Genomic DNA, 12,275 nt, shown 5'->3' on the forward strand with positions numbered 1-12,275 from the left:
TATACCGCCCTATCATAAAGGGCCGATTCCGCCAGTTTTGCCTGCGGCTTAACGGCTCGTTGTCTTGCCGATTCCTCCCACCTATCTAGGCAGGCACAGGGGCTGCCGCAACGCGCGGCGGCCCTCATTCAGCAAGGGAATTGGAACTTCAGCCATGAGCGAATTCAACAAGCGCGAGGAAGGTTTCGAGAAGAAGTTCGCCCTCGACGAGGAGCAGAAGTTCAAGGCTGAAGCCCGCCGGAACAAGCTGCTTGGCCTGTGGGCCGCCGAGAAGCTCGGCATCACGGGCGATGCCGCCAGCGCCTATGCCAAGGAAGTGGTCGCCGCCGACTTCGAGGAAGCCGGCGACAACGACGTGCTGCACAAGGTTCTGAAGGACCTCTCCGCCAAGGACGAGGCCGTCACCGAGCGCGATATCCGCGCCAAGATGGACGAGCTGCTGGCGGTGGCCGCGGCCCAGGTCAAGGCGGGAAGCTGAGTTCCCGGTACACCCTACCAAGTCGACTTTTACGCGCGCCGGACACCGTTCCGGCGCGACGTATTTGTGCCCCTCGCCTTGGTGAAGTCGGCACGGAGGATGTCGAGCAGACGGCGTGAGGCGGCGCTAAGGAAGCCGCCATGCCGCGTCACGGCGACGACCTCGTGACTTGCGGCGAGATCGCCGACGCGGATCGTCGCGATCCTCGAGCTACCCAATTCCTCCGCCGCATTGCTTTGTGACAGCAGCGCGATCCCGAGCCCGGCCTCGACCAGCCGCTTCTGCGCCGTCAGGCTGTCGACCGGCGTCCAGGCGACCTCGCCGAGCCCGTGCGTCAGGAACAGGGCGAAGACGTGCGAGGCGGTGATTTCGCGGCGTCCCGGCACCTCCGGGAAGGCGATCCACCGCTCATCCCTGAGATCGGCAAGCTTGCCGACCCGGCGTCCCGCCAGCGGATGGTCCGGCGCGCAGACCACCCCGAGCGGCTCGGCAAACAGCACCTCGCAATCGAGGTCGCGCGAGCGGTCGCGGTCGTAACGCAACCCGATCGTCGCCTCGCCGCGCCGGATCAGGTCGCTGACCTCGGCGCTGGTCGCGGTGCGCAGCGTCAGCGCAACGTCCGGATGCCGGCGGGCAAAGCGCTTCAATACGTTCGAGAGCCGCTCGCCGGCGAGGGTACCGGTCACCGCCAGCGCCACCGGGCCGGAATTGTCGCGCAGCAGCGCGCGCACCGCGTTCTCGGCATCCTGCGCCGCCGCCACCGCCCGTTCGGCATAGGGCACCATCACCCGCCCGGCATCGCTCAGCCGCGTCTTGCCCGCGATCCGCTCGAACAGGGGCACCCCGAGCTCCTGCTCGAGCAGCGCTATGCGCCGCGAAATCGCCGGCTGCGAGCGGTGCAGCGCCTTGGCGGCATGCGAAATCCCGCCGCGCCGATGCACCACCAGGAACGTGTTGAGCGCGTCGCTGTCCATCGCTCTTCCCATGCAAAAAGCTGATGATATTGAGAGAAATAACAAGTTTGTCTGATGGGCGAAACCGCCCTATCGCTGCTTTCAGTCGCTTTTGACAACAGCAGGAGTTCACATGCGCACCCAGGCGGACAAGGCAGCACGGTTTCGCGAGCTGCATCAGCGGCCCGGCGCCTTCATCATTCCAAATCCGTGGGACGCCGGAACGGCGAAGCTGCTCGCATCCATGGGCTTCGAGGCGCTCGCAACCACCAGCCTCGGGCTCGCCAATACGCTCGGCCGTTCGACGGTCAGCCTCGATGAGATCATCGAGAATTGCCGGGTGATCGCCGAGGCCACCGACCTGCCCGTCAATGCCGATCTGGAAAAATGCGGCGCCGACATGCCGAAGCTCGCGGCCGAGGCGATCCGCTTCGCCGCCGAGGCCGGCGCGGTCGGCGGCTCGATCGAGGACTCGACCGGCGACCCGCAGCGCCCGATCTACGATTTCACGCTCGCCGTGGAGCGGGTCCAGGCCGCGGTCGAGGCCGCACGGGCGCTGCCCTTCCCGTTCACGCTGACGGCGCGGGCGGAAAACTTCCTGCACGGCCGCAAGGACCTCGACGACACCATCAAGCGGCTACAGGCGTTCGAGGCCGCCGGCGCCGACGTGCTGTATTCGCCGGGCCTCTACGATCTCGCCACCATCAAGACGGTGGTGTCATCGATCAACAAGCCGTTCAACCTCGTGATGGGCTTTGCCGATCCGACCCTGACCGTCGAGCAACTCGCCGCCGTCGGCGTCAAGCGCATCAGCGTCGGCGGCGCGATGCAGCGCCACGCGCTGGCTGCGTTCCTGCGCTGTGCCCGCGAGATGAAGGACAACGGCGCATTCAGCTTCGTCCGCGACATGGCGCCGGTGGAGGAGGTCCGGGCGGCGTTCGCCGCAGCGAAAGGCGAATAGGAAGCAGCGAATAGCTAATCGGAAAGCATCCATTCGCTATTCGCGCTTCTCTCATCTCCTCGAAATCCGTCTTCCGACAAGTCGCCACTCACGTCGCGGCGTGCCTTGCGCGGCCTCGATTCTCAGTCTGCGCACGACATATATGGTCTCCTCCTCCAGGGTGAGTGAACAGCTTCACACAACCATCGGTGAATCGGACGTAGAACACGACGGGCGCAGGCGTACGATCAGTTCATTCCAATCGATCCTGCGCACGTCGATCAATCTACACCGATGATCAGAGGCGGCGTCTCGTCGCCATGGGGGATTTCCAAAATGAAGAGCTGGTTGTTTTCCCTGCACAAGGGCGTTGGAAACAGTCCACAATTTTTTACGAACGTCTTCAACGGCGAGGCCTGGAGCGGCGACGTCCCGATGCCGGGGAACACCTGGATCAGCAACACGCCGGCAGCCGTCGTCTTCAACACCAACCTGTATGTGTTCTATCCGATCAACCAGTCCCTCTATTACAGGGTCTATGACGGCGAGCTGTGGACGGCGGCAGCCCAGGTGCCCAACATGGCCGGCGTCGGCGGCGGAGTGGCGGCCGCCGTGTATGACGGCCTGATCTATCTGCTGTGCTCGAATCCCGGCCAGTCCGACCTGATGTACAAGACCTACGACGGCACCAGCTTCGGACCCGAGATCAACACATCCGGAACCAACCATCTCATCTCCGTCGCCTACCAGAACGTCGACACCCCGGCCGCGGTCGTGCGCGGCGACACGCTCTACGTGTTCGGCCGCGGGCCCGGCTATAGCGAACCCGGCAACATGAACCGCTTCTGGTACGCGACCTTCGACCGCAGCACCTGGCGAAGCAATCCGGTTGCCGGCACGGAAGGCCTCAGCAACGGTCCGGGCGCGGCTTCCTACAAGGACTGGATCTACCTGTTCTTCAACGACCCCACGGGCCTCTTCTTCTTCAAGCGGTTCGACGGCATTAGCAGCTGGGGAGCCGACCGCCAGGTCCCCGACACGCCGGGCAATTTCGGCAATGCCGCGCCGGTCGTGTTCAACGACACATTGTACGTCCTGCACCAGGGGCCCAACGGCCAGTTCCTGTACAAGACGACCGACGGCGAGGACAACTGGACCAGCGACACGGCCGTGCCGAACACGGCCGGCCTGAGCTGCGGACCCGCCGCAGTGACCTTCTCGCTCTGACGCGGGGCGAAGCATGCCTGCGCCGCCCCGGATTGCCCGAGGCGGCGCCTTCCTGAATCTGGTATGCTGGCGCCAGCACCGCAAGCCCGGCCGAGCGTTACCAGACCTGACGATTCATCGCAGGTCGCGGCTTGCAGCCAGCCTCAGGCAATGCCAAGAGAGCGGGATGTCCCAAGATCACATTTCCAACGTCCTCGCCGAACGTTACGCTTCGCCCGCCATGCGCGCCATCTGGAGTGGCGAAGGCAAGGTCCGCCTCGAACGCGACTACTGGATCGCCGTGCTGAAGGCCCAGCGCGATCTCGGCATCGCGGTGCCGGATGGCGTGATCGAAAGCTACGAGCGCGTCAAGGACCAGATCAACCTGGCCTCCATCATGAAGCGGGAGCGCGTCACCCGCCACGACGTCAAGGCGCGCATCGAGGAGTTCTGCGAGCTCGCCGGTCACGAGCACCTGCACAAGGGCATGACCAGCCGCGACCTCACCGAGAACGTCGAGCAATTGCAGGTCTACCGCGCGCTGCAGCTCATCGAGACCAAGAGCATCGCCGCACTCATCCGCCTTGCCACGCGCGCGAAGCAATTGCGCGACATCCCGTTCACCGCGCGCACCCATAACGTGGCCGCGCAGGTCACGACGCTCGGCAAGCGCATCGCCATGTCCGGCGAGGAGATGCTGCTGGCGCATCAGAGCCTGGTCAATGTGCTGCAGACCTATCCCGCCCGCGGCCTGAAGGGCGCGGTCGGCACCCGTCTCGATCAGATCACCCTGTTCAACGGAGATGCCGGCAAGGCGCGCGCGCTCGAGCAGCGCGTCCTCGTTCACCTCGGCCTGCCGAAGGCCCTCGATGCCGTCGGCCAGGTTTATCCGCGCAGCCTCGACTTCCGTGCGGTCAGCGTGCTCACCGAGCTCGCCAGCGGGCCCGGCAATTTCGCCAAGACCATCCGCCTGATGGCAGGCCACGAACTCGCCAGCGAAGGTTTTGCCAAGGGCCAGGTCGGCTCCTCCGCGATGCCGCACAAGATGAACAGCCGCTCCTGCGAGCGCATCAACGGCCTGCATGTGATCCTGAAGGGCTATCTCGCGATGGCCGCAGGCCTTGCCGGCGATCAGTGGAACGAAGGCGACGTCTCCTGCTCGGTCGTCCGCCGCGTCATGCTGCCCGATGCCTTCCTCGCCATGGATGGCTTGCTCGAAACCCTGCTCACGGTGCTTGACCAGATGGAGGTGTTCGAAGCCGTCGTCGAGACCGAGCTCAACCGCTATCTGCCTTTCCTGCTGACCACCACGGTGATGATGGAAGCGGTCAAGAAGGGTGCGGGCCGTGAAGGCGCCCACGAGGCGATCAAGGAGCATGCCGTCGCGGCCATCGGCGACCTGCGCACCGGCAAGATCGTGCAGAACGATCTGCTGCAGCGCCTCGCCGCCGACAAGCGTCTTGGCTTGAGCGCAGCCGAGTTGCAGCACGTGCTCGACCAGGGTCGCGCCAACTCCGGCGACGCCGGCGCCCAGGTCGATTTCTTCGCCGAGCAGGTCGAGGCTCTGGCCAAGGCCAAGCCTGAGGCGGCGCGCTACAACCCGGGCACGATCCTGTAGCGAATGGTGAGGTGCGAGTAGCGAATGGGCAGGAATCCATTCGCTACTCGCCATTCGCCCCCTCGCCTTACTCTTCCTTGAAGCCGTATTCCGGCACGTTGCCGCTGGCGCCGTAATATTTGTACGGCAGGAACTTGCCGCTCATGGTGATCTTGACGCGGTCGCCCTTCGGATTGGCGACGCGCTCCAGCGCCATGTCGAAGTCGATCGCCGACATGATGCCGTCGCCGAATTCTTCTTCGATCAGCGCCTTCCAGGCCGGGCCGTTGACCATCACCATCTCGTAGAAGCGGTAGATCAGCGGATCGGTCGGCGGCATCGGCGTGCCGGTGCCGCGCATCGGCACCTCGTTGAGCATCGCGATCTCGGCCTTCGACAGCCCGAACAGCTCGCCGGCATTCGCCGCCTGCGGCTTCGTCAGTTTCATCTGGCCGAGGATGGCGCCCGTGATCAGCACGTCGGAATAGCCGCCGATCTTCTCGCAGATGTATTTCCAGCTCCAGCCCTTCTCGCGCTTGATGTCGAGCAGCTTCTCGGTGAGGTCTTCGCGTTTCATCAGGTCCTCCTTGGGCTTCAGCGCGCAGCGCTCTGCGCGGGATTGGGTTCGACGACGCGTGGCGGCGAGACGATCACCGGCTCGCCGACGCCGGGCCGCACCGTCGGCACGTGGCGCGGATCGTGACCGGTCATCTCGGCGGCAAAGCTCTTGCTGCGGCTGACCAGGAAATCGACGATATGGTTGCGCAGCGCATAGTAATAGGGATGGCGGTGCAGGTCGATGCGGCCGCGCTCCTTCGGCGGCGGGTTCTCGACGATCTCGGCCAGCACGGCGCCGGGACCGTTGGTCATCAGGAAGATCCTGTCGGCGAGGAAGATCGCCTCATCGACGTCATGCGTGATCATGAAGGTGGTCTGCCCGGTCTCCAGGCAGATCCGCCGCACCTCGTCCTGCAGCGTGCCGCGGGTCAGCGCATCCAGCGCCGAGAACGGCTCGTCCATCAGCATGATCTTCGGGGTGATCGACAGCGCCCGCGCGATGCCGACGCGCTGTTTCATGCCGCCGGAGAGCTCGGACGGATGCTTGTGCTCGGAGCCGGTGAGCCCGACGAGATCGATGAACTTCTGCGCATGCGCCTTCACCCGCGCACGGTCCCATTTGCGCCATTTCGAGCTGACAGCATAGGCAACATTGCCCGACACGGTGCGCCACGGCAGCAGCGCATGGCTTTGGAAGATCACGGCGCGGTCGAGGCTGGTGCCCTCGATCCCCTGCCCGTCGACGATCACCGTGCCCTCGCTCGGCTCGTCGAGGCCGGCGAGGATGTTCAGCACCGTGGTCTTGCCGCAGCCGGAATGGCCGATCACGCAGCCGAACTCGCCGCGCGCGATCGACAGCCAGAAATTCTCGAACACCGTGGTGACGCCGCCGCCGGCGCCGGGATAGCGCCGCGCAATGCCCTCGATCGAAATGAACTTGTCGGTCATCCGCGGTAGCTCCACGAATGGACTGCGCTCCCTCGCCCCGCTCTTCGCGGGTAGAGGGTTGGGGTGAGGGGCTTCCTCCGCGAGCACGGCGGCAGATAGACTCGCGGAAACTCCCCCTCACCCGATCGCTTCGCGATCGACCTCTCCCCGCAGGCGGGGCGAGGTGAAGTGGCTGCAATGCGGCTGTCGGTCATCGCTACTCCGGAAACGTCACCATGCGCGTGAACCGCGCCAGCACCTGGTCGAGCAGCATGCCGACGAGGCCGATCAAGAGGATTGCGATGATCACATTGGTGATCGACAGGTTATTCCACTCGTTCCAGACGAAATAGCCGATGCCGGTACCGCCGACGAGCATCTCGGCGGCGACGATCACGAGCCAGGCGATCCCGATCGAGATCCGCATGCCCGTCAGGATCGTCGGCGCCGCCGCCGGCAGGATCACGGTGAAGGCGCGCCTGATGGTGCCGACCTCGAGCGTGCGCGCGACGTTGATCCACTCCTTGCGCACACCCGCGACCCCAAACGCGGTGTTGAGCAGCATCGGCCACACCGAGCAGATGAAAATGACAAAGATCGCCGAGATCGAGGAATCCTTGATCGTGTAGAGCGCGAGCGGCATCCAGGCCAGCGGCGAGATCGGCTTCAGCACCTGGATGAACGGATCAAGCGCCCTGCTGATCAGCGGCGACATGCCGATCATGAAGCCGAGCGGGATCGCGACGACGACCGCGATCAGATAGCCGAGCCCGACGCGCCCGATCGAATAGGCGAGCTGGATGCCGAGCCCCTTGTCGTTCGGGCCATTGTCGTAGAACGGCCGCTTCAGATGCTCCCACAGCTTGGCGCCGACATCGAGCGGTCCGGGCATCGCCGACTTGCCCTGCGTCGCGGTCAGCCCCATCAGCCTGGCGTATTCGGGGCTCATGGCCGCCGTCGTGCCGCTGCTGCGGGTGGCGAGGTGCCAGGCGCCGAGGAAGGCGGCAAGCAGCGCAATCGAGACGATGGCGGCGCGAAGGCGAAGGGGCAGCATCATCGCGCCCACTCTTTCAACCCGTCGTCCCGGCGAAAGCCGGGACCCATACGCCGTGCCGTCGCGATAAGGCACGCGGGGAGACGCCGTGCCGAATCACTGGCTGTTGGGGTTATGGGTCCCGGCCTTCGCCGGGACGACATCGTGGAGAAAGCTTGCTCTCTCACGACGATTTCCTGATCTTGAAGCTCGCGAGATAATCGTCGGGCTTGGCCGGATCGAAGCTCTTGCCCATCACCGAGAACGACTTGTACGAGGTGGCGGGTGGCGCGAGGCCCATCTCGGCCATCACCTTCTTGGTATCGGTGGCGAGATAGACCTGCTCGGCGACCGCCTTGTAGTCGACGTCGCCCTTGATCTGGCCCCAGCGCTTCATCTGCGTCAGCATCCACACCGCAAAGGACTGCCAGGGGAACGGATCGAAATCGACGCGCTTCGGATCGGTTTTCACGCCACCGAGCCCGTCGGCATAGGTGCCGGTCAGCACCTGCTCCAGCACCGTCACCGGCGCGTTGATGTAGTTGGCCGGCGCAATCGCTTCCGCGATCTGCTTGCGGTTCTCGGCCTTCGCCGCGTAGCCGGTGGCATCCACGATCGCGCGGGTCAGCGCAGCGAAGGAATTCGGCGCCGTCGTGATGAACTCGCGGCTGGCGGCAAAGCTGCAGCAGGGATGGCCGTCCCAGATCTCCTTGGAGAGGATGTGCAGGAAGCCGACCCCGTCATAGATCGCGCGCTGGCAGATATTGTCGGGCGCGAGGAAACCGTCGATGTTGTCGGCGCGCAGATTGGCGACCATCTCAGGCGGCGGCACCGAGCGAAGCTGTACGTCGGTATCCGGATCGAGCCCGTGCTCGGCGAGGTAATAGCGCAGCAGGTAATTGTGCATGGAGTAGTCGAACGGAATGGCGAACTTCATGCCCTTCCAGTCCTTCGGATCGCGCCTGTCCTTGTGCTTCATCGCCAGCGTGATGCCCTGCCCGTTGATGTTCTCGATCGCAGGGACCGTGAACGGGATGGCGTTGGCGCCAAGGCCGAGCGAGATCGCGATCGGCATCGGCGCCAGCATGTGGGCGGCGTCGTATTCCTTGTTGATGGTCTTGTCGCGAATGACCGCCCAGCCGGCGGTCTTCATCACCTCGACGTTGAGGCCCTGCTTGGCATAGAAGCCGAGCGGCGCCGCCATGATGATCGGGGTCGCGCAGGTGATCGGGATGAAGCCGACCTTGAGGTCCTTCTTCTCCGGCGGTCCGGCGTCGGCGAACGCCTCTGTCGCCGTCTTCAGCGGGAAGAACTGTGACAGCGCGGCGAGCGCCGTCGCGGCGCCAACCGATTTCAGGAAAGCGCGGCGCGCGACATCCTGCGGAAACACCGCCCGCATCACCGCCGACGCGACGATGCCTTCGTAACGCTTCTGTTCGCTGAGGTCGGCGACCGGCTCGCAGCGCAACGTGCGCGCGGCCTGCTCATGCTCGGCGGCTGAGCGATGCCAGCCGCAGGCGCAACCCGATCGCGTGAGCACGCGGGCGGCGTCGAAGGGATCATCTGACATGGACATGCTGCGCCCCATTGTCGCACCGAAACGCAGAGAGCTCCGCGATCCGGTTCATTGATCGGCGTCCGGCCGCGTTTTGCGCCGCCGGACACCAACAAACATGCAGGTTCTATGCCGCCTTGCCGGTGACGACCGGCGCGGTCGGCAAGCCCTCATCGATCGGCAGCGACGGGTCGCGCGACCACTCGTTCCAGGAGCCGAAGTACATCCGCACGTCCTTCACGCCGGCGTTCTTCAGCGCCAGGAAAGTGTTCGAGGCGCGCGCGCCCTTGAAGCAGTAGAGATAGACCGGCGTGGTCTGCGAGATGCCGACGGTGGCGCATTCCGCCAGGATCTCATCCTTCGACTTGAAGCGCGGGCCCTCGGCGGTCGGCTTCATCATGCGGTACCATTCCAGCCACACCGCGCCGGGAATGCGGCCCTTGCGCGGGCAGAAATCCTTGCCATAGGGCGAGGAGCTTTCGCCGATCCACTCGTCGACGTCGCGCACGTCGAGGATCGCAACGCCGGGCTTGCCGACCGCCGCCAGCATCGCCTTGGCGTCGATCATGATATCGCCGGCCTCCGGCACGATCGCAAAGGCGGCCTTCGCCGGCACCACAACGTCGGTGGTCACCGGCAGGTCGGCCGCCTTCCAGGCATCGAAGCCGCCGTGCAGCACCTTGATCCTGGGATAGCCCAGCATCGTCAGCAGGTAGTAGCCGCGGCAGGACTGGCCGAAGCCGGAATTCATCGACTGCTCGTAGATCACGGCGGTCTCCTTGCCGGAGAGACCGGCGGCACCGAACGCGTCGGCGAACTTGGTCTTCAGCTCGTGGATGCCTTCCGGCGTCGAGGTCGCGAGGAAGGTGAAGATGTCATGCACATTGACGGCACCGGGCAAATGGCCGGCCGCATAGGCATCCGGATTTCGCGTGTCGATGATGACACACGGGTCTTTCTTGACGAGCTCGGCAAGTTCGCCGGCGGTGATCAGAACGTCCGTCATGGCAGCCTCTCCTGTCTGTGGTTGCAGTTGTGGTGGTCCCGAACTTGTTTGAGCATGATCTCCGCGCAAACGCGTTCCGCGTTTGTCGCGAGGGAAAACCGGTTTCCACTTTTCCGGATCATGCTTCAGCCGTCCGCCAGCATCTTGCGCAGCTGCTTGGTGGCGGGCGTGACGATGGCGACGAAATAGGCCTCGCGCAGCCTGCGCTGGGCGCGGTGGCTCATCAGATAGCCGCGCGCGCCGCAATGGAGCATCGCGGCATGTGCGAATGCGACGCTGGCATCGCCGATCCGCAGTCGCAGTGCGACGACGCGGCGCCAATAGCTGTCATCGGCATTGTAGGGATCGCTTGCCAGCGCCATCGCCTCCTTCTCGAACTCGGCATGGAGCTCGCGGAATTGCAGCGGCTGTTGCGGCAGATAGCGGTTGACGTGTCCGAGCGGCGCGTGGACCTCGTCCATGATGTTGATGCAATCCTTCATCAGCCCAAGGCCCATGCCGGCCTGCAACAGGATGAAGCCGGCGCGGATTTTCTTGACGAACGGCGCAGCCGGCTCGGCCAGGATCAGTTCGTCCGGCACGAACACGTCGCGAAACTGGACGCCATAGGTGCCGGTGCCGTCCATCGCCAGGAACGGCTTGCAGGGCGTCAGCGTGATCGCGGGATCGGAGCAGTCGGCGAGGAACATCACGGTGCTGCCCGGCTCGCCGCTTGCGATGCCGCCCGGCTCGCCCTTGGTGCCCTCGTCCTCGCGCTCGAAGATCGTGCCGAAGTAATGGCCGGGCCCGAGGTTCGACACCCAGGGCAGCGCACCGCGGACGATGTAGCCGCCCTCTACCTTGCGGCCCTTCAGCTTCAGCCGCTCGATGCCGAAGAAGCTCTTCATCGGGTTGGAGAGCCCGGTGCCGCCGAGCGCGCGCCCGCGGGCGAAGCAGTCACCGAAGCGCGCGGCGAGCTTCATGTTGGTGGAATTGGCGACGTACCAGACCAGCGTGTTCTGGCACCACGCCATGAAGGCGGTGGCACCGCAGACCTCGCCGAGCGCGGCCATCGACTGGATGGCCCAGCGCAGGTCGGCAGGCCCCTCCTGCGGCACATGGCTGCTCCAGGCGCCGACCTTGCCGAGCCGGCGCAGGAATTCGCCGGGATAGACCGAGCCGGCGTCGACCGCGGCTGCGATCGGCGCCAGCTCCTGACGGGCAAGGCGGGCAACCTCGTCCGCAATGGTCGGTGCGGGATCTTGAGCTGCGACCCGCGACAAAGCCAGTGAACCCATGGATGATCTCCGCACCTTGAATTGCCGGTCGGGCGTTTACGCGCTGACCTCGAGATTGACGGGACGGGTGAAGGTGTTGGCGACCGGCGACCACTTCTTCACATGCGCCACCAGCGCGTCGATCTCGGCCTGCGGGACCCCCTCGCACTCCATGTCGACCTTGACGCGGACGTCGGTGAAGCCGACCGGCTTCTCGCTGACGTCGCCGGTGCCCCACACCGCGGTGATGTTGAGATCGCCCTCGAGCTCGAGCTCGAGCTTGTTGACGATCCAGCCGCGATGCACGGCGTTGGCGTGCAGGCCGACAGCGAGGCAGGAGCCAAGCGCGGCGAGCGAGGCCTCGGAGGGATTGGGCGCGGTGTCGTCGCCGAGCAGGCCCGGCGGCTCGTCGACGATGTAGGGCGCGAGGTTGCGGATGTAGTTGGCGTGGCGGAACTTGCCCTCGGCCACCGTCTTGCACTTCAAGGTCTTGATCACCTTCGGGTTGGCCTTGCCGTTGGCAATCAGCTGCTCGAGCCCGCCTCTGTCGATCGGCGCGAGGCAGCCGGTCAGTGCGGTTTTCTGGGCGACAGCGGTCATCAGTTTTCTCCCTGGGAGCGATGGAATTGGTCAGGATACCGAACGGTCTGTTTCCTGCACGAAGCGTGCCAGTCCCGCCGCAAATCAAAAGGCGAAATCCCGCAGGCGCTTAAGCGGGGCTGCCTGCGGATTGATCAGTGCCGGCCTGCTCAATCGCCAAGCAAAT

At 64.9% G+C, this 12,275-nt stretch carries 12 protein-coding genes; 4 read left to right on the forward strand and 8 right to left on the reverse strand.

Annotated features, from left to right (window positions below):
- Positions 1-154 precede the first annotated feature (154 nt).
- Positions 155-478, forward strand: a complete 324-nt coding sequence (locus ACVMB1_RS18400) for a DUF1476 domain-containing protein (protein ID WP_168854931.1) — start codon at positions 155-157, stop codon at positions 476-478.
- 29 nt (positions 479-507) lie between these two features.
- Here the strand turns inward: ACVMB1_RS18400 and ACVMB1_RS18405 are convergent, their stop codons facing one another.
- Positions 508-1,452: a LysR family transcriptional regulator gene (locus ACVMB1_RS18405; RefSeq protein WP_253623731.1), complete on the reverse strand. Its 945-nt coding sequence runs from the start codon at positions 1,450-1,452 to the stop codon at positions 508-510.
- A gap of 112 nt (positions 1,453-1,564) precedes the next feature.
- Here ACVMB1_RS18405 and ACVMB1_RS18410 point away from each other — a divergent pair, with 112 nt between their 5' ends.
- From ACVMB1_RS18410 to purB, 3 genes are all read left to right on the forward strand, one after another.
- Complete coding sequence (locus ACVMB1_RS18410; RefSeq protein ID WP_253589905.1) at positions 1,565-2,392, forward strand: isocitrate lyase/PEP mutase family protein; 828 nt, start codon at positions 1,565-1,567, stop codon at positions 2,390-2,392.
- Positions 2,393-2,707: 315 nt separating this feature from the next.
- Positions 2,708-3,598: a hypothetical protein gene (locus tag ACVMB1_RS18415; protein WP_253589904.1), complete on the forward strand. Its 891-nt coding sequence runs from the start codon at positions 2,708-2,710 to the stop codon at positions 3,596-3,598.
- A gap of 166 nt (positions 3,599-3,764) precedes the next feature.
- Positions 3,765-5,195, forward strand: coding sequence for an adenylosuccinate lyase (gene purB, locus ACVMB1_RS18420; protein ID WP_082653881.1), 1,431 nt, complete (start codon positions 3,765-3,767; stop codon positions 5,193-5,195).
- Positions 5,196-5,262: 67 nt separating this feature from the next.
- Here purB and cynS read toward each other — a convergent pair whose 3' ends face one another.
- The 7 genes from cynS to ACVMB1_RS18455 all read right to left on the reverse strand — a co-directional run bounded on the left by cynS (position 5,263) and on the right by ACVMB1_RS18455 (position 12,109).
- Complete coding sequence (gene cynS / locus ACVMB1_RS18425) at positions 5,263-5,751, reverse strand: cyanase (RefSeq protein ID WP_050387665.1); 489 nt, start codon at positions 5,749-5,751, stop codon at positions 5,263-5,265.
- 17 nt (positions 5,752-5,768) lie between these two features.
- Complete coding sequence (locus ACVMB1_RS18430) at positions 5,769-6,680, reverse strand: ABC transporter ATP-binding protein (RefSeq protein ID WP_456848793.1); 912 nt, start codon at positions 6,678-6,680, stop codon at positions 5,769-5,771.
- A gap of 196 nt (positions 6,681-6,876) precedes the next feature.
- The gene (ntrB, locus tag ACVMB1_RS18435) at positions 6,877-7,716 is read right to left on the reverse strand and encodes a nitrate ABC transporter permease (RefSeq protein ID WP_253589903.1); all 840 of its coding nucleotides are present in this window, start codon (positions 7,714-7,716) and stop codon (positions 6,877-6,879) included.
- A gap of 160 nt (positions 7,717-7,876) precedes the next feature.
- Positions 7,877-9,268 carry a CmpA/NrtA family ABC transporter substrate-binding protein gene (locus ACVMB1_RS18440; protein WP_253589902.1) on the reverse strand — a complete coding sequence of 464 codons (1,392 nt, stop codon included), beginning with the start codon at positions 9,266-9,268 and terminating at the stop codon, positions 7,877-7,879.
- 106 nt (positions 9,269-9,374) lie between these two features.
- The gene (locus ACVMB1_RS18445) at positions 9,375-10,253 is read right to left on the reverse strand and encodes a sulfurtransferase (RefSeq protein WP_456848795.1); all 879 of its coding nucleotides are present in this window, start codon (positions 10,251-10,253) and stop codon (positions 9,375-9,377) included.
- A 125-nt stretch (positions 10,254-10,378) separates the two neighbouring features.
- The gene (locus ACVMB1_RS18450; RefSeq protein WP_057018378.1) at positions 10,379-11,530 is read right to left on the reverse strand and encodes an acyl-CoA dehydrogenase family protein; all 1,152 of its coding nucleotides are present in this window, start codon (positions 11,528-11,530) and stop codon (positions 10,379-10,381) included.
- Between the two features lie 36 nt (positions 11,531-11,566).
- Positions 11,567-12,109, reverse strand: a complete 543-nt coding sequence (locus ACVMB1_RS18455) for an OsmC family protein (protein ID WP_225647260.1) — start codon at positions 12,107-12,109, stop codon at positions 11,567-11,569.
- Between the last annotated feature and the right edge of the window lie 166 nt (positions 12,110-12,275).

Source organism: Bradyrhizobium sp. USDA 4504 (assembly GCF_054063995.1).

What these genes read in the sequence shown, in the direction of transcription:
- ACVMB1_RS18400 (WP_168854931.1), top strand. Translation starts at nt 155, where the DNA reads ATGAGCGAATTCAACAAGCGCGAGGAAGGTTTCGAGAAGAAGTTCGCC.
- ACVMB1_RS18405 (WP_253623731.1), bottom strand. Translation starts at nt 1,452, where the DNA reads ATGGACAGCGACGCGCTCAACACGTTCCTGGTGGTGCATCGGCGCGGC.
- ACVMB1_RS18410 (WP_253589905.1), top strand. Translation starts at nt 1,565, where the DNA reads ATGCGCACCCAGGCGGACAAGGCAGCACGGTTTCGCGAGCTGCATCAG.
- ACVMB1_RS18415 (WP_253589904.1), top strand. Translation starts at nt 2,708, where the DNA reads ATGAAGAGCTGGTTGTTTTCCCTGCACAAGGGCGTTGGAAACAGTCCA.
- purB (WP_082653881.1), top strand. Translation starts at nt 3,765, where the DNA reads ATGTCCCAAGATCACATTTCCAACGTCCTCGCCGAACGTTACGCTTCG.
- cynS (WP_050387665.1), bottom strand. Translation starts at nt 5,751, where the DNA reads ATGAAACGCGAAGACCTCACCGAGAAGCTGCTCGACATCAAGCGCGAG.
- ACVMB1_RS18430 (WP_456848793.1), bottom strand. Translation starts at nt 6,680, where the DNA reads ATGACCGACAAGTTCATTTCGATCGAGGGCATTGCGCGGCGCTATCCC.
- ntrB (WP_253589903.1), bottom strand. Translation starts at nt 7,716, where the DNA reads ATGATGCTGCCCCTTCGCCTTCGCGCCGCCATCGTCTCGATTGCGCTG.
- ACVMB1_RS18440 (WP_253589902.1), bottom strand. Translation starts at nt 9,268, where the DNA reads ATGTCCATGTCAGATGATCCCTTCGACGCCGCCCGCGTGCTCACGCGA.
- ACVMB1_RS18445 (WP_456848795.1), bottom strand. Translation starts at nt 10,253, where the DNA reads ATGACGGACGTTCTGATCACCGCCGGCGAACTTGCCGAGCTCGTCAAG.
- ACVMB1_RS18450 (WP_057018378.1), bottom strand. Translation starts at nt 11,530, where the DNA reads ATGGGTTCACTGGCTTTGTCGCGGGTCGCAGCTCAAGATCCCGCACCG.
- ACVMB1_RS18455 (WP_225647260.1), bottom strand. Translation starts at nt 12,109, where the DNA reads ATGACCGCTGTCGCCCAGAAAACCGCACTGACCGGCTGCCTCGCGCCG.